The following is a 16,847-nucleotide window of genomic DNA, read 5'->3' as shown; positions in this document are numbered from 1 at the left end:
GGTTCCTCGATCGGTCCACCGTAGGCCCGTGACCGGCCGATTCCAGAGGAGCGGGCGCGCGAGGCTGCGGAACTCCGAACCCTCTTCGGCGTTGTGTGCTGCGAGCGCCACCCACGGTCAGTAGCGTCCGCAGGGCTGTTCGGCACGACGTACGCACACGAGAAACAAGGGGGTGTGATGGGCGGCACGCGCGCGGTGGCCCTGCTCGCACTCGGCTCCTTCGCCATCGGGACCGACGCCTACGCGATGGCGGGACTGCTCCCCGACATCGGGGCCGACCTGGACGTATCCGTCTCGCTCGCGGGCCAGTCCGTCACGGCCTTCACCCTCTGTTACGCCGTGGCCGCGCCGCTGTTCTCGGCCGTCCTCGCCCGCTGGGGCACCCGCACCGTCCTGGTGACCGCCCTCGTCGTCTTCGTCCTCGCCAACACCGGGACGGCACTGACCGGTTCGTACGCCGGGCTGCTCGGCACCCGGGCCCTCGCCGGTGCGGGAGCGGGCCTCTTCGTCCCGGCCGCGGCCACCGCCGCCGTCGCCCTCGTCCCACCCGAGCGGCGCGGACGCGCCCTCGGCCTGGTCCTCGGCGGAATGAGCGCGGGCACCGTCCTCGGCGTGCCGCTCGGGCTGCTCGTCGCCGCCCACTCCGGCTGGCGCACGGCCCTCTGGCTGATCACCGGACTCGGCGTGCTCGCCCTCCTCGGCGTCGCCACCGGGCTCCCCGACGTCCGAGGGGCCGCCGCGCCCTCCCTGCGCGCCCGGCTCGGTGCCCTCGCCAAGCCCAGGGTCGCCGTCGTCGTCACCGTCACCTTCACCCAGACCGTCGCCAGCCTCGGCCTCTACACCTACCTCGAACCGGTCCTCCACCGGGTCGCCGACGTCGGCAGCGCCGTGCCGTACCTCTGGGTCTGGGGCATCGGCGGCGTCTGCGGCAGCCTCCTCGCGGGCACCCTCGTCGACCGCACCGGAAAGCCCGCACTCCTCGCCGTCGCCCTCCTCGGCACCCTCGGCGGCGCCCTGGCCCTGCTGCCCTGGACCGGCTCCGTGCCCGGCCTCGTCCTGCTGCCCCTCGTCGTCTGGGGCGCGGTCGGCTGGGCCTTCGTCGTCCCGCAGCAGCACCGGTTGCTCGCGCGGGACGGCGAAGGGGGAGCGGCCGCCGTCGGGCTCAACAGCTCCGCCACCTACCTCGGCGGCGCCGTCGGCTCCGCGCTCGGCGGCCTCGCCCTCGCCCACGGGCTCGACGCCCGGTGGCTCCCGCTCCCCGCCGCAGGGGTCGCGCTCGCGGGAGTCCTCTTCCACCTCGCCGCGGTGCGCGCGCTCGCCCGGAGCGACGCCCGGGCCGGCCGCGCCTCCACGGACCACGCCCACGGGACCGGAGCCGCGGACGCGACCGCGGCCGAGGCCCTGGAAAGGAACGCCCCATGAAGTTCGGCGTCAATCTGCCCAACTACGGGCCCGAGGCCACCCCCGACGCCCTCGCCGACTGGGCGCTGCGGGTCGAGTCGATGGGCTACGACTACGCCATGGTCTCCGACCACGTGGCGCTCACCCCGGACGTGCAGCACCTCTTCCCCGCCCCGTTCTACGACCCCTTCGCGACCCTCGCCTGGCTCGCCGGGGTCACCAGGACCGTGGGGCTCGGCACGACGGTGACGATCCTCCCGTACCGGCATCCCGTGCACACCGCGCGCGTCGCCGCCAACATCGACCGGTTCAGCAACGGCCGGTTCGTCTTCGGCGCGGCCGCCGGCTGGGCCGCCCGGGAGTTCGCCGTCCTCGACGTGCCGTACCGCAAGCGCGGCGCCATCAGCGACGAGTACCTCGCCGCCATCAAGGCCTGCTGGGCGAACGAGGTCGCCTCCTTCGACGGCGCCCACGTCTCCTTCCGCGAGGTGCACACGGGGCCGCTCCCCGTGCAGCGGCCCGGGCCGCCCGTGTGGGTCGGCGGACACAGCTACGGCGCGCTCCGGCGGGCCGTCCGCCTCGGCGACGCCTGGCACCCCACCTCCGTCTCCGGCGACTGGCTCCTCGGCGTCGGACTGCCCACGCTCCGCCAGGTCGCCGAGGAACACGAGCGGCCCGTGCCCGACGTCTGCCCCCGGATCAAACTCCGCGTCACCTCACGCCCGCTCGGTCCCGGCCGGCTCCTCGGCGAGGGCACCCGGGCCCAGATCGCCGACGACCTCGGCCTCCTCCAGGACCTGGGCGCCCACGCCGTCGTCCTCGACCCCACCTACCCGGGCGACCGGCGCGAACCCGGCCGCACCGCGCGGGACCTCGACGTCCTGGAGACACTGGTCAAGGAGGTCATCGACGTGGACGCCGGCTGCGTACGATGACCGAGCGGCGGCAGCGGGAGGGGGTGCGGGACGTGTCCGATCTGGACCTGCGGAAACTGCGGGTGCTGAGGGAACTCAGCGAACGCGGCACCGTCAGCGCGGCCGCCCAGGCGCTCCACCTCACCCCGCAGGCCGTCTCGCAGCAGATCAGCGCCCTGGGACGGGAGTTGGGCGTCCCGCTCACCGAACCCTCCGGGCGCCGGCTGCGGCTCACGGGGGCGGCGCGGATCGTGCTCCGGCACGCCGACGCCGTCTTCACCCAGGTCGAGCAGATGCGCGCGGAACTCGCCGCCCACCAGAGCGGCGAGCGCGGCGAGGTGGCCGTCGCCGGCTTCTCCACCACCCTCTCCGCGCTGATCCTGCCCGCCGTGGCACGGCTTCGGGAGACGCGGCCGCTGCTGCGGACCTCCCTCGCCGAGGTCGACCCGCCGGAGAGCTTCTCCCTGCTCCAGCGCGGGGAGACGGACGTCGTCATCTCCGCGGACACCACGCGCGCCCCGGGCACGGCGGGGGAGGACGGCCGCTCCGACGGCCGGTTCCACCGGGTCGTCCTCTGCGACGACCCCTTCGACATCGCCCTGCCGGCCGGGCACCGGCTCCTCGGCAGCGAGCGCCTGCTCCTCGGCGACCTCGCCGACGAGACCTGGATCTTCGCCACCACGGGCCTCTGTCATGACATCGGCGTCGCCGCGTGTACGGCGGCCGGGTTCACCCCGCAGGCCTCCCACGCCATCGGCGACTGGGACGCCACGCTCGCGGCGGTGCGGCTCGGCCTCGGGGTCGCGCTGGTGCCGCGACTGGCCAAGCCAGTCCCGCGGCCCGAGGTGACGATCCGCGCGTTCAGCGAGCGGGCTCCCTCACGCACGGTCTTCGCGGCCGTACGCGAGGGCAGCCAGACCTCCCCGGAGATCGCCGCCGTGCTGGACGCGCTCCGCACGGCGGCCAGGGCGGCCGTCGCCCGCTGACCGGCTGGGTCGGTCTCGGCCACGGTCCCGGCGGGCCGCCGACCGGCGGGGGGCGGCTTGGTTCGCGGTCCCGTCGGACGGCTGACCGGCGGAGGCGGCCCCGTTCGCGATCCGTCGGGCCCGCCGACCTCGGTCCCGGGGCGTCCCACCCGCTCGTACGCGATTCGCCACGGCTCGTGGACGGTACCGTCCACCAGCCGTTGCTGGACCGGCCCGACCGCCGGTGCGAGGCTCGTTCCCGTACCGCGGAGAGCTCCGCGTCCCCTTACTCCTCCTCTTCCTCCACCTCCTTGCGGAGCCCTGTCTTCGGAGAGCGGTAAACACCCATGTCCAAAGCCACGTACACGCGGCTGGCCGCGCTGAGCCTCATCTGGGGCTCCGTCTTCCTCTGGATCAAGATCGCCGGGTACGGCTTCTCACCCGTGCAGATGGTGCTGATCCGGCTGGCGCTCGGCGCCGTCGTCATTCTCGCCATCGGATACGCGAAAGGGCTCAGGCTTCCCAAGGAGGCCGCCACCTGGGGTCATCTGACCGTGGCCGCGCTGCTCGGCAACGCCGTCCCGTGGACCCTGTACGCCGAGGGCGAGATCGCCGGATCGAGCAGCGTCGCCGCCGTGGTCAACGGCAGCGCCCCGATCTGGACCCTCGCCGCGGCCCTGCTCCTCGGCCAGGAGAAGCGGGTCTCCGGCTTCAAGGCCGGCGGCGTCCTGCTCGGTCTCGGCGGCACCGCGCTCATCGCCTCGCCGTGGAATTCGGCCTCGGCCGGCACGGGGTGGAGCATCCTCTGCTTCGTCCTCGGCTCGATCAGCTTCGGCGCCAGCTTCGCCTACATGGGCAAGTTCCTCGTGGGCAGGGGCATCCCGCCCCTGATGCTCGCCGGCGGGCAGCTCAGCGCGGCCACCGTGCTGCTCCTGGTCGCCTTCCCCTTCCTGGGGCTCCAGACCATCACCTGGCGCACCGACTCGGTGATCGCGGTCCTGGTCCTCGGCGTGGTCTGCACCGGCTTGGCCGCCCTGCTCAACTTCGAGCTGATCATCAAGGACGGGCCCACCGTGGCCTCCACCGTCACCTACCTGATGACCGCCGTGGCCGTAGTCCTCGGCGCCGTGGTGCTCGACGAGCCCCTCGGCTGGACCGTGTGGATCGGGGCGGCGGCCGTCCTCGCGGCCACCGGTCTGCTCCGGCGCAAGCCTCGCCCGGCGCCCGAGCAGAGGCCCGAGGCCGCCCCCGTACCGACCGGGGCAGCCGCCGATTAGCCGACCACCGTCGAGAATCGGCAGCACAAGGCGATACCCGGCCGTTTTCGGCGGCCGGGTGCGCGTCATTCCCTCAGGGCACCCAGGAAATTCCGGGCCGCCGCCCGCAACATTGTGTTCATTCATGGGGCGGGTGGTGGGTGGTAGCGTCACAAGTGGAAACATCCGGCCTTTCTGGGGGAGTCGTACGTGGCTTTTGTGGTCGAACTCGTTTTCCGTGGTAATGAGACGGACCGGTTGAGTTTCGGAGAGGCTCACCGGGCCTACTGGAAAAGGATGACCGCCCGCGGCATCCTGCTCGGTGGCGGCCCATGGCGGGACGGCACCGGGGAACTCCTGGTCTGCGAGGCCCGTGACCGCCGCACGCTGTTACGGGTTCTCTACGCCGACCCGTACGCGCAGGCCCAGGTCATCTCCGAACTGCGCGTCCGCGAATGGAACGCGGTCATGGGGCACGTCGTGCTCGCCGGTCTCGAACGGTCCACCGGCGGTGCCGGGACCCATGAGCGAATACGCGGGGGCGTCCTGACGCCCGTCCCGCCGGCCATCCGCCCGGTGGCCGCCCCGGTCGTCCCGCCCACCGTCCCTCCGGCCCCCCGCGAGGAGGCCGCCGTCCGTGAGGAACTGACCGCCCACGAGCGGCGCATCGCCACGATGATGCTCGACGGACTGACCAACAAGCAGATCGCCGAGTCCTTCACGGTGTCGACCCGGGCCGTGGAACTGCACATCACCCGGATCTACCGCAAGCTCGACATCCGCCGGCGCGCCCAACTGGCCGCTGCCATCGACCGGTTCGAAGCCGCGCTGGCCTGCTGATCCTTCCGCACGCCCGTAGTCGTCACCACACCCGCACCCGAATCCGTACACACACATGCTGGGGAGTCGCCATGCCGCTGGTCGAGATAACCGTTCCCGAGGGCGCCCTGTCCGAGGCCGCCGCGGAGGTCCTGCAGCAGCAGGTCGCCGACGCCGTGCTGACCGCCATGGGGCTGCCCCGTACCGACTTCTTCACCTCCGCCACCTGGGTCTACGTCCGTGAGGCGGCCAAGGGGCTCGCGACCACCGGGGCCGGCACGCCGCCGGGCGTCCTGATCGTGGTCACGCCGCTGAAGGGCTTCCTCACGCCCGAGCGCAACGAGGCGCTCTCCGTCGAGCTGACCCGGTACGTCCAGGAGGCGACCGGGCCCGGCACCGTCGTCTGGCTCGTCGTGAACGAGATCCCGGAGGGCAACTGGGCCGTGAACGGCGGGCTGACCCGCCGGGCGAGGATCGACGAATTCGTCGCCGAGGCGGCACGGGCCGGCCAGGCCGACTGAATTCCGGGACTCGCATTCCCGGCGTTCGGTATTCCAGGAACTTTGCATTCCGGTCGTTCCACATTCCGGTCGTCCTGTTTCTCGCGTTCCTCGTTCCCGTTCCCGTTCCCGGACACCGCGGCGCCGCACCGTATTCACGGTGCGGCGCCGTCCGTATGTCGGCTTCCGGCCACGGGTGCGGAATCCCGTATCGATGTGAGTGGCGTTCGGCTCGTACGGTGATGTCAATGGCACCGACGGATGGGAGAGACTCGTTCATGGCTCTGCATTCGGCGCCGCGACTCGGAGTGGTGGTTCCCTCGGGAAACGCCGCAGCCGAACCCGAGATCGGCAGCCTCGTCAGCCCCGCATTCAATGTCCACACCTCACGGTTCCCGGTACTTCCCGGAAAAGACCTCCGCGGTCGACTGGAGAAGTACAACGACGTACTCCCCGACGTGCTGGGGAACTTCGGCGGGCTGCGCCTCGACGCGGCCGTCGTCTCCTGCACCGGGTCGCACTACCTGCTGACCCCGGACGGCGACCGCGCGCTCTGCGCGGAGCTCTCCGAGCGCGTGGGAGCGCCCGTACGGTCCGCGGCCCTCGCGATCCTCGACACCGCACGGGCCGTCGGCTCCGAACGGCTTGTCCTGATCTCGCCGTACGAGCCCTGGCTCACCGAACTGTCCCACGCCTACTGGGAGTCGGCCGGCCTCGCGGTCGACCGCGTGGTCAAGGTCCGGGCAGGCGCCCGCTTCTCCCCGTACGACGTGACCACCGACGAACTCGTCGCGCAGGTACGGGAGGCCGAACTCCCAGAGGACGCGACCCTGTTGTTCACCGGCACCGGCATGTTCACCTTCGACGCGCTGGCCGAGCTCGGACGGGACGGCGGGCAGACCCTGCTCACCTCCAACCTGGCGAGCGCCTGGTGGGCCCGGGACACCCTCGGCCTCCCGGCCGACGGACCGGACGCCCACCCGCTGCTGCGCCGGCTCGCGGAGCGGACCGGCGGCGGTCGTCCCGGCCACGCCGCCGTCGCCGGCCGTGATGCCGTGGCCGTGCCGTGAGCGGCGATACCGGCTCCCGCGGACCGGTCGCCGTCGTCGGCGCCGGGCCCGTGGGGCTGACCGCCGCGCTCGTCCTCGCCCGGACCGGTGTGCCGGTGACGCTCCTGGAGTCCCGGGACGCGCTCGCCACCGAGTCCCGCGCGTCCACCTTCCACCCGTCCACCCTCGACCTCCTCGACGAACTCGGCGTCGCCGCCGCCCTGCGCCGCCAGGGCCGTACCGTCGACCGCGTCCACTGGCGCGACCTGGACGGAGTCGTCCACGCCGAGCTCGACTACTCCCTGCTCGCCGGGCACACCGGTCACCCGTACCGGCTCCATGTCGAACAGGCCCGGCTCACCCCGCTGCTGCTCGCCGAGCTGGCCGCGACCGGCCTCGCCGACATCCGCTTCGGGGCCACCGTCACCGGGGCGGAGGACACCGGCGACGGGGTGCGGCTGCGGACCGAGGACGCGGCGGGGCGGGTCACCGCCACCCGCCACCCGTACGTCCTCGCGGCCGACGGCAGCCGCAGCCGGCTGCGCGAGCTCGCCGGACTCCCCGGCACCGCGCAGGAGTACCCGGACTACGCGCTCCGCGTGGTCACGGAGACCCCACTCGACGAGCTGGTGCCCGGGCTCGCCGCGCTCTCCTACGTCCGTGACCCGCGGGCCTCGTTCAGCGTGCTCGGCATGCCCGACCACTGGCGGCTGATCTTCCGGATCCCCCGGGGGACGGACCGGGACGCGGTGCTCGCACCCGACGCCGTACGGGCCAGGGTCGAGCAGGCCCTGCCGGGCGCCGCCGGGCGGGCCGTGCGGATCGCCGACGCGCACACCTACCGCCTCGCGCGGTTCCTGCTGCCCCGCTACCGGGCGGGCAGGGTGCTCTTCGCCGGGGACGCGGCCCATCTGACCTCCACGGCCGGCGGTCTGAACATGAACTGCGGGATCCACGACGCCGTGGAGACCGGCCGGGCCCTCGCCGCCGTCCTGCGGGGCGACGGGCAGGGCGAGGCCCCGCTCGACGCGGCCCTCGAACGGCGCCGTTCCGTCGTCGAGACGGCCGTCATCCCGCGCAGCGAGGCCCGTACGGCCGGGCTGGACAGCGCGGCCGAACTCCCCGCCCGGCTGGCCTCCCTGAGGCGCACCGCCGAGGACCCCCGCTCGGCCACCGACTACCTGTTCACGGCATCACTTCTCGACGTCGCACCACGACCACTGAAAGGTGAGGCACATGCGGATCTGGTTTCACAAGCACACCGTTGAGGGACGCCTGCCCCTGCTCGACCAGTGGTATCGCGAGCACCTCGACGCGATCGCCGCACCGGGCACCACCATCGACATCAAGACCCTGCCGGCCGACACGTATCCCGACCGCACACCCTTCGGTCTGGTGGGCCACCACTCCGCCCAGGTGCTCTTCAGCCGCCACTTCTCCGAGTCCGCGCTCGTCGCGGAGCGGGAGGGGTACGACGCCTGGGTGATCGCCGCCGGGCAGGACCCCGGCCTGCGCGACGCCCGCCACCTCGCCTCGATCCCCACCCTCGGCTACGGCGAGACGGCCTTCTTCCTCTCGGCGCTCACCGGGCAGCGCTTCGGCGTCCTCGGCTTCATGCCGCCCCTCGAAGAGCCCATCCGGGCCAACATCCGGCAGTACCGCCTGGAGTCCTCGCTGAGCTCGTACGAGGTCGTCCCCGGTGGCTGGGACTCCGTGCACCGCTCCCTGGAGGGGGACTTCGACGAGTTCGTCGAGGTGTACTCGGCCGCCGCCCTGCGCGCGGCCAAGGCCGGCGCCGAGGTCATCATCCCCGCCGAGGGCATCCCCAACGAGATCCTCTGGCACCTCGGCATCCACGAGCTGCACGGCCTGCCGGTGATCGACCCCGCCGGACTCGCCGTCAAGCTCGCCGAGACCCTCGTGAAGCTCGGGGAGCTGAAGCTCTTCCAGCGCAGCGGGCACGGCTACTGGTTCAGCCGCCCCGAAGAGCCCGTCGCCAAGCACCTGGAGCAGGTGTTCCTCGGCGAGGCGCTCTAGAAGATGCCGTGTCCACCCTCCTGTCCGCCCTGCCCGCCGACCCGGTCCCGTACCGGCCGCCGCATGCCGCAGACCCCGGCACCGCACACACCGCGGGTCTCCGGGCCCCATATGCCGCAGACCCTGGCACCACGCACACCGCGGGTCTCCGGGACCCGCATGCCGCAGACCCCCGCACCACGCACACCGCGAGTCTCCAGGACCCGCCCTCCGCACACCCCCGCACCGCGGGTCTCCGCTCCGCGCACCCCGCGGACCGGGACCCGCACCGTGCGGCCCCCCACGCCGCGCACCCCGGACATCTCCGCGTCCCGCACGCCGCCACGCTCTCGAAGGAGTCACGCTCATGACGTACGACGCCTACGGCCGCAACACCGCGGCCACCGACCCCGCCGCCCCTTACTACCGCCCCCGCCGACTGCGCCGCACCCCCGCGCTGCGCCGGTTCGCCGCCGAGACCCGCGTCGGCCCCGCCAACCTCGTCCAGCCCCTCTTCCTCCGCGAGGGCCTCACCGAAGCGCGTGAGATCCCCTCCATGCCGGGTGTCCTCCAGCACACCCGCGACACCCTCCGCAAGGCCGCCGCCGAGGCGGTCGCCAACGGGGTCGGCGGACTCATCCTCTTCGGCATCCCCGAGCACAAGGACCCCACCGGCACCGGCGCCGTCGACCCCGACGGCATCCTCCAGGTCGCCCTGCGCGACGTCGTCGCCGAGGTCGGCGACTCCACCGTGATCATCGGCGACATCAACCTCGACGAGTACACCGACCACGGTCACACCGGCGTCCTCGACGCCGACGGCGACGTCGACAACGACGCCAGCATCGAGCTGTACGCGCAGGCAGCCGTCGTCCAGGCCGACGCGGGCGCCCAGATCGTCGCCCCCAGCGGCATGATGGACGGCCAGGTCCGCCGCATCCGCGAGGCGCTCGACCGGGCCGGCCACCAGTCCGTGGCCATCCTCGGCTACTCCGCCAAGTACGCCTCCCATTTCTACGGCCCCTTCCGCGACGCCGTCGAGTCCACCCTGCGCGGCGACCGCAAGGGCTACCAGCAGTTCCCCGGCAACATCCGCGAATCCCTCCTGGAGGTCTCGCTGGACGTCGCCGAGGGAGCCGACCTCGTGATGGTCAAGCCCGCCCTCGCCTACCTCGACATCGTCCGGCTCATCGCCGACCACGTGCAGGTGCCCGTCGCCGCCTACCAGGTCTCCGGCGAGTACTCGATGGTCGAGGCGGCCGCGGCCAAGGGCTGGATCGACCGCGACCAGGTCGTCCGCGAGAGCCTCGCCTCCATCCACCGCGCGGGCGCCACGCAGATCATCACCTACTGGGCCTCCGAGTTCGCCCAGACGCTGGACCGGTGACCCGGTGACCCCGTCCTCCTCCATGCTGGTCCTCGGCATCAGCCATGCCAGCGCCCCGCTCGACCTCCTGGAGAGACTCGCCGGGACCGAGCGGCCCGCCGAGGACCTCGTCTCCGACGTGACCTCCGTCGACGGCATCGACGCCGCCGTCGTCGTCTCCACCTGCAACCGCCTGGAGATCTACGCCGAGACCCGGGGCGGCCCGTCCGGCCCCGGCGGCCCCGCCGAACTCGACGGCCTCGGCGTGCTGTTCGCCCAGCACACCGGCGTCGACCACGAGGAGATCGCCCCGCACCTCTACAGCCACCACGCCGACCGGGCCGTACGCCACCTCTTCGCCGTGGCCTCCGGACTCGAATCGGTCGTCGTCGGAGAGGACCAGATCCTCGGCCAGGTCAAGCTGGGCCTCGAACGGTCCCAGCGGCTCGACCGGACCGGCGGGGTCCTCGGCAAGGCCGTGCAGACCGCCCTGCGGGTCGGCAAGCGGGCCCGTAACGAGACCGGGCTCAACGAGGCGGGCCGCTCGCTCGCCACCGCCGGACTCGGCTTCTTCGAGCGCGAGGTCGGCTCCCTGCACGGCAAGACCGCCCTGGTCATCGGTGCCGGCGCCTTCGCCGGAGTCGTCGTCGCGGCGCTGCGCCGCTCCGGTCTCGACCGGGTGCACGTCGCCAACCGGACCCCGGAGAAGGCCCAGCGCCTCGCCGAGACCACCGGGGGAGTGGGGTACGACCTGACGGACCTGCCCCGGCTGCTCACCGAGGTGGACGTGGTGGTCGGCGCGACCGCCGCCACCGGCCACCTGGTCTCCGCCCGCGACGTCGAGGAGGCGCTCGCCGCCCGGGACGGCCGCGAGCTGTTCCTGCTCGACCTGTCGCTCCCGCACAACATCGCGCCCGGCACGGCGGAGCTGCCCGGCGTCACCTTCGTCGACCTGCGCCGCATCGCCGAGGAGGGGCAGGAGGACGAGATCTCGACGGCCAGCGTCCAGGCCGCGCACGAACTGATCGACGCGGAGGTCGAGCAGTTCCGCACCGGGCTCCGGCTGGCCGGCGCCAAGCCCGTGCTCACCGCCCTCCGCGCCGCCGCGACCGAGGCGGCGGAGGCCGAACTCGGCCGGCTCGCACGCCGGTTGGAGGGCCTCGACGGCTCGGTACGGCGGGAGATCGACCGCAGCGTACGGCGCATCGTCGACAAGGCGCTGCACCAGCCGACCGTGCTCGTACGGGAGTTGGCGGCCGACCCGGACGGGGCCCGGCACATCGCCGCCTTCACCCGCCTCTTCGCCGCCGCCGAGGGCGAGGCGGGCGAGCCCGGCACCACCAGCCCCACCAGCACGAACGACCCGAACGAGACAAAGATCGAGGCCATCGCATGAGTGACATCTCGGCCCTCTGGGAAGCCGAATCCATCGCCGTCATCGGCGCCAGCGAGCGCCCCGGAGCCCTGGGCCGCAAGCCGCTCGACTACCTGCTCCGATACGGCTTCAAGGGCCGCATCCTGCCGGTCAACCCGCGCTCCCCGGAGATCCTCGGCGTCCCCGCGTACCCCAGCGTGCAGGACGCCCCGGGCCCCGTCGACCTGGCGCTGATCATGGTCTCCGCCGAGCGGGTCCTCGGCGCCGTCGACGACTGCGTGGCCGCCGGCGTCAAGCTCGCCGTCATCGCCTCCTCCGGCTTCGCCGAGACCGGCGAGGAGGGCGCCCGCCTCCAGGCGGAGGTCGTCGCCCGGGCCCGCGCCGGGGGCCTGCGGATCATCGGCCCGAACTGCATCGGCGCCGTCGCGTACGAGAACCGCGTCCTCGCCACCTTCAGCCCCCTCTTCGGCGCGGAGTCCGTGCCCTTCGAGCCCGGCACCCTCGCCTTCGTCAGCCAGAGCGGCGCCCTCGGCTTCGGCGCCGCCAGCCTGGCGCTTGAGCGGGGCCTGCGCCCGGGCTGGGTGGTCAGCACCGGCAACGACGCCGACGTCACCGCCCTCGAAGTCCTCCGCGAACTCGCCACCGTCCCCGAGGTCACCGGCCTCCTCGGCTACCTGGAGGACACCCCGGACATCGGGACCCTCCGCGAACTCGCCGGCTCCGGCAAGCCCGTCGCCCTCCTCAAGTCGGGCCGTACGGAGGCCGGTGGCCGCGCCGCCGCCTCGCACACCGGGGCCCTGGCCACCGACGACCGCGTCCTGGACGCCGCCCTGCGCGGCCTCGGCATCGTCCGCGTCGACGACATCGACGAACTCCTCGACGTGGCACGGGTCTTCGAGTCAGAGCGGCGCCCCACCGGCAACCGCGTCGCCGTCGTCACCACCTCCGGCGGCTCCGGCATCCTCGCCGCCGACGCCGTCGAGGCCCACGGCCTGGAACTCAGCGCCCTGGAACCCCGCAGCAAGGAGGCGCTCGCCGAGATCGTCCCCGCCTTCGGCGCCATCGACAACCCGGTCGACATCACGGCGACCGTCCTCAGCGACCCCTCGCTCTTCGACCGCTCCCTCGACGTCCTGATCGCCGACGACACCGTCGACATCATCGTCGCCGCCTTCTGCGTCATGGCCGGACCGGACGTCGAGAAGGCCGTCAACGCCCTCTCCCGGGCCGCCGAGAAGGGCGGCAAGCCCATCCTCGTCGCCCGCACCGGCGCCGACTTCCTCGCCCCCGACGCCCCGCGCGACCTGCGTGAGGCCGGTCTCCCCGAGTACCCGACGCCGGCCCGCGCCCTGCGCGCCGCCGCCGCCCTCTGGGAGGTCAGCCGCCCCCGTACGCTGCCGGACGCCCCGCGCCCCGGCACCGTGCCCGGCCCGGGCGCCGGGGCCACCGAGCCCGAGCTGAAGCGGCTCCTCGCCGAGGCCGGGATCGACGTGCCCAAGGGGCGGATCGCCGTCGACGCCGAGGACGCGGCCCGCGCCGTGACCGAGGCCGGCGGTACGGCGGTCCTCAAGGCCGTGGTCCCGGGCCTGCTCCACAAGACGGAGGCCGGCGGCGTCGAGATCGGCGTCACCGCCGACACCGCGCCCGAGGCCCACGCCCGCCTCGCCGCGCTCGGCGGTCAGGTGCTCGTCGAGGAGCTGATCGACGAGGGAGCCGAAGGCGTCGAGCTGATCGTCGGCGTCCACACCACCGACCTGGGCCCCGTGCTCACCGCCGGCCTCGGCGGGATCTTCACCGAGGTCCTGGACGACGTCGGCCACCGGCTCCTGCCGCTGGCCCCGGGCGAGGGCGCCGAGCTCCTCGCGGGGCTGCGCGGCGCCAGGATACTCGCCGGCACCCGGGGCCGGGCCGCCGTCGACGTGGCGGCCGCCGCCGAACTCCTCCACAAGGTCGGCGAGCTCGTCCAGGACTGGCCGGCCGGCTTCGCCCTCGACCTGAACCCGGTCCGCGTCCTGCCCCAGGGCGCCGTCGTCCTCGACGCGGCGCTGAGCTTCGACACCTCGAAGGAGGCGGGCCGATGAGCGGCACGGCGACCCACGGCGAGACCCGAAGCAAGGCGCTCTTCGAGCGGGCCCGCAAGGTCACCCCCGGCGGCGTCAACTCCCCGGTCCGCGCCTTCGGCGCCGTCGGCGGCACCCCCCGCTTCATCGCCTCGGCGCAGGGCCCGTACCTCACCGACAGCGACGGCAACGAGTACGTCGACCTGATCTGCTCCTGGGGCCCGATGATCCTGGGCCACCGGCACCCGGCCGTCGTGGAGGCCGTCACCCGGGCCCTGGAGCACGGCACCTCCTTCGGGGCGCCGTCCACCGGAGAGGTCGAACTCGCCGAGGAGATCGTCGACCGGGTCGCCCCGGTCGAGCAGGTCCGCCTCGTCAGCTCCGGCACCGAGGCGACGATGTCGGCGATCCGGCTCGCGCGCGGCTTCACCGGACGCGGCAAGATCGTGAAGTTCGCGGGCTGCTACCACGGCCACGTGGACGCGCTCCTCGCCTCCGCCGGCTCGGGCCTCGCCACCTTCGCCCTCCCCGACACCCCCGGAGTCACCGGCGCCCAGGCGAGCGACACGATCGTCCTGCCCTACAACGACCTGGCCGCCGTCGAGAAGGTCTTCGCCGAGATCGGCGACGAGATCGCCGCCGTCATCACGGAGGCCGCCCCCGGCAACATGGGCGCGGTCCCGCCGCTGCCCGGCTTCAACGCCGGCCTCAAGGAGATCACCGCCCGGCACGGAGCCCTGTTCATCTCCGACGAGGTGATGACCGGCTTCCGGGCCAGCCGATCCGGCTGGTACGGCCGGGACGGCGTCGCCCCCGACCTGTTGACCTTCGGCAAGGTCATGGGCGGCGGCTTCCCGGCGGCGGCCTTCGGCGGCCGCGCCGACGTCATGGGCCACCTCGCCCCGGCCGGACCCGTCTACCAGGCGGGCACGCTCTCCGGGAACCCGGTCGCCACCGCCGCCGGCCTCGCCACCCTGCGGCACAGCACCCCCGAGGTGTACGAGCGGCTCGACCACGTCTCGGAGACGATCGGCCGCGAGGTCTCCGCCGCGCTGACGAAGGAGGGCGTGGCCCACCGGCTGCAGTACTCCGGGACCATGTTCTCGGTCTTCTTCACCGAGGACGACGTGGTCGACTTCGACGGCGTCCGCGCCACCGAGTCGTACCGCTACACCCCCTTCTTCCACGAGCTGCTGCGCCAGGGCGTCTACCTGCCGCCGTCGCCCTTCGAGGCCTGGTTCATCTCCGCCTCGCACGACGACCGGGCGGTGAGCCGGGTGGTCGAGGGGCTGCCGGCGGCGGCCGCGGCCGCCGCGGCGGCGACGCCCTGACACCAGGGCCGTACACAAAGGAAAGCCGGGAAAGCCCCCGTGGCCGCTGCCACGGGGGCTTTCCCGGCTTTCGTCCCCCGAAAGGAACGGGGCGGCTCACGCCGCGATATTCACCCGCACCTCGACATTCCCCCGGATCGCCTTCGAGTACGGGCAGCGCCCGTGCGCCGCGTCGGCGAGCCGACGGGCCTCGGCGGCGTCGAGTCCGGGCAGTTCGACGGTGAGGACCACCGACAGATGGAATCCGCTCTCCTCCTTGTGCAGCGCCACCTCGGCGACGACCGTGTCGTCCGCGAGCGCGACCCTGGACTCGCGCGCGGAGACCCGGAGCGCGCTGTGGAAGCAGGCGGCGTAGCCGGCGGCGAAGAGCTGCTCGGGGTTGGTGGCGGTGCCGGAACCACCCACGGCCTTGGGGCTCGACAGCGGAAGGTCGAGAAGCCCGTCGGAGGAGCGCACGGCGCCGTTGCGCCCGTCTCCGGTGGAGGTGACCTCGGCGGTGTAGACGACGGCCATGAGTCAGGCCTTTCGGAAGGGGGAACAGGGAATTCGACCATTCTCGGGCGCCGCCGAATTCCGGGCGCTACGGATCTCCGCAGTTTCTTCCACCCGCCCCCGGATTAGCGTGGAACGCGTCAGGAAACCGGAGACACGAGGGAGTTGGCCATGGCAGGACCGCTGACCGGAGTGCGCGTACTGGAATTCGCGGGATCGGCGCCGACCGCGTTCGTCGGCACCGTCCTGTCCGGTCTCGGTGCCGATGTCGTACGGGTCGACCGGGCGCCCGGAGCGACCCCCGGCCCCGACGCCCCGCGCCCGGCGGAGAACCCGCTCTCCCGCGGGCGCCGTTCGGTCGCCCTCGACCTCAAGAGCCCCGAAGGGGTCGAGCAGGCCCTGGCGCTCGTCGAGCACGCGGACATCCTGGTCGAGGGCTTCCGTCCCGGCGTCGCCGACCGCCTCGGCATCGGCCCCGAAGCGGCCCTCGCCCGCAACCCGCGCCTGGTGTACGGGCGGGTCAGCGGCTGGGGCCAGCAGGGCGAGTGGGCCGGTCGCGCCGCCCACGACCTGGCGGTCCTGGCCCTCACCGGCGCCCTCGACACCGACCCGGCCACCGGCGACCCGCAGCCGCCCCCCACCGCGTACCTCTCCAGCTTCGCCGGCGGCGCCAACGTCCACGTCCACGGGCTGCTCGCCGCGCTCCACGAGCGGGAGCGCTCGGGCCGGGGCCAGGTCGTCGACACCGCCCTCGCGGACGGCGCCGCACTCATCTCCACCCTGGTCCACCAGTGGCGTGAGGTCCCCGGCAACCACACCGTCACCGACGCCCCGCACTACTCGCTCTACCGGACCGCCGACGGCCGTCACCTCGCGGTCGCCGCCATCGAACCCAAGCTCTACCAGAACCTCCTGGACCAGCTGGGCCTCGCGGACGCCGAAGGCCTCCCCGACCGCGCCGACCCGGCCGCCTGGCCCGCGCTGCGCGAGCTGATCGCCGCCCGCTTCGCGACCGCGGACCGGGAGTACTGGGTGAAGGTCTTCGACGCCGTGGACGCCGGCGTCGCCCCGGTCCTCACCGCCGCCGAAGCGGCCGTACACCACCAACTCGCCGCCCGGGGCGCCTTCGTGGAGATCGACGACACCCTCCAGCCCGCCCCGCCCTCCCGCTTCGACCGCACCCCGGCCGAGACCCCGGGCCGCTCCCCGCTCCCCGGCGAGCACACCGACGAGGTCCTCGCCGAGTGGCGCGGATAGCGGACGACGGACCCGTCCTGTGGCGGGCGACCGCCACGGGAAGGAG

15 protein-coding genes are annotated in these 16,847 nt (G+C 73.4%); 14 read left to right on the top strand and 1 reads right to left on the bottom strand.

The window, feature by feature from the left end:
• Nucleotides 1-177 precede the first annotated feature (177 nt).
• The 13 genes from ACRRSS_RS27045 to hemL all read left to right on the top strand — a co-directional run bounded on the left by ACRRSS_RS27045 (nt 178) and on the right by hemL (nt 15,052).
• A complete protein-coding gene (locus ACRRSS_RS27045; protein WP_435973700.1) occupies nt 178-1,422 on the top strand; it encodes an MFS transporter in 1,245 nt (414 codons plus the stop codon).
• Nucleotides 1,419-2,336, top strand: a complete 918-nt coding sequence (locus ACRRSS_RS27040; protein ID WP_435973699.1) for a TIGR03619 family F420-dependent LLM class oxidoreductase — start codon at nt 1,419-1,421, stop codon at nt 2,334-2,336. Before ACRRSS_RS27045 ends, ACRRSS_RS27040 begins: the two co-directional genes overlap by 4 nt.
• Nucleotides 2,333-3,301 (top strand): LysR family transcriptional regulator, encoded by a 969-nt coding sequence (locus tag ACRRSS_RS27035; protein WP_435973698.1) that lies wholly within the window; start codon nt 2,333-2,335, stop codon nt 3,299-3,301. Before ACRRSS_RS27040 ends, ACRRSS_RS27035 begins: the two co-directional genes overlap by 4 nt.
• A 326-nt stretch (nt 3,302-3,627) precedes the next feature.
• Entirely contained in the window at nt 3,628-4,557 is a 930-nt protein-coding gene (locus ACRRSS_RS27030; protein ID WP_435973697.1) for a DMT family transporter, read from the top strand.
• A gap of 189 nt (nt 4,558-4,746) precedes the next feature.
• The gene (locus tag ACRRSS_RS27025; protein WP_435973696.1) at nt 4,747-5,376 is read left to right on the top strand and encodes a LuxR C-terminal-related transcriptional regulator; all 630 of its coding nucleotides are present in this window, start codon (nt 4,747-4,749) and stop codon (nt 5,374-5,376) included.
• A gap of 71 nt (nt 5,377-5,447) precedes the next feature.
• Nucleotides 5,448-5,876: a tautomerase family protein gene (locus ACRRSS_RS27020; RefSeq protein ID WP_435973695.1), complete on the top strand. Its 429-nt coding sequence runs from the start codon at nt 5,448-5,450 to the stop codon at nt 5,874-5,876.
• Nucleotides 5,877-6,313: 437 nt separating this feature from the next.
• Nucleotides 6,314-6,925, top strand: coding sequence for an arylmalonate decarboxylase (locus tag ACRRSS_RS27015; RefSeq protein WP_435973694.1), 612 nt, complete (start codon nt 6,314-6,316; stop codon nt 6,923-6,925).
• On the top strand, nt 6,922-8,172 hold the full coding sequence (locus ACRRSS_RS27010) for an FAD-dependent oxidoreductase (RefSeq protein WP_435973693.1): 1,251 nt from the start codon (nt 6,922-6,924) through the stop codon (nt 8,170-8,172). Before ACRRSS_RS27015 ends, ACRRSS_RS27010 begins: the two co-directional genes overlap by 4 nt.
• Entirely contained in the window at nt 8,141-8,941 is an 801-nt protein-coding gene (locus ACRRSS_RS27005) for an aspartate/glutamate racemase family protein (protein WP_351902024.1), read from the top strand. Before ACRRSS_RS27010 ends, ACRRSS_RS27005 begins: the two co-directional genes overlap by 32 nt.
• 346 nt (nt 8,942-9,287) lie before the next feature.
• Complete coding sequence (gene hemB / locus ACRRSS_RS27000) at nt 9,288-10,307, top strand: porphobilinogen synthase (RefSeq protein ID WP_435973692.1); 1,020 nt, start codon at nt 9,288-9,290, stop codon at nt 10,305-10,307.
• Between the two features lie 4 nt (nt 10,308-10,311).
• Entirely contained in the window at nt 10,312-11,682 is a 1,371-nt protein-coding gene (gene hemA, locus ACRRSS_RS26995) for a glutamyl-tRNA reductase (RefSeq protein ID WP_435973691.1), read from the top strand.
• Nucleotides 11,679-13,742, top strand: coding sequence for an acetate--CoA ligase family protein (locus ACRRSS_RS26990; protein WP_435973690.1), 2,064 nt, complete (start codon nt 11,679-11,681; stop codon nt 13,740-13,742). Before hemA ends, ACRRSS_RS26990 begins: the two co-directional genes overlap by 4 nt.
• On the top strand, nt 13,739-15,052 hold the full coding sequence (gene hemL / locus ACRRSS_RS26985) for a glutamate-1-semialdehyde 2,1-aminomutase (RefSeq protein ID WP_435973689.1): 1,314 nt from the start codon (nt 13,739-13,741) through the stop codon (nt 15,050-15,052). Before ACRRSS_RS26990 ends, hemL begins: the two co-directional genes overlap by 4 nt.
• Before the next feature lie 96 nt (nt 15,053-15,148).
• On the opposite strand, the gene ACRRSS_RS26980 is transcribed toward hemL, so the two are convergent.
• Nucleotides 15,149-15,565, bottom strand: a complete 417-nt coding sequence (locus tag ACRRSS_RS26980; protein ID WP_351902034.1) for an organic hydroperoxide resistance protein — start codon at nt 15,563-15,565, stop codon at nt 15,149-15,151.
• 150 nt (nt 15,566-15,715) lie between these two features.
• On the opposite strand from ACRRSS_RS26980, the gene ACRRSS_RS26975 reads away from it, so the two are divergent.
• Nucleotides 15,716-16,801, top strand: a complete 1,086-nt coding sequence (locus ACRRSS_RS26975) for a CaiB/BaiF CoA transferase family protein (RefSeq protein WP_435973688.1) — start codon at nt 15,716-15,718, stop codon at nt 16,799-16,801.
• The last annotated feature ends 46 nt before the right edge of the window (nt 16,802-16,847 follow it).

Origin of the sequence: Streptomyces sp. Qhu_M48, from assembly GCF_051305195.1 — a bacterium.
GTDB lineage: Bacteria > Actinomycetota > Actinomycetes > Streptomycetales > Streptomycetaceae > Streptomyces.
The sequence above is the reverse complement of the archived record's forward strand: the minus strand, read 5'-3'. Positions and strand labels throughout refer to the sequence as shown.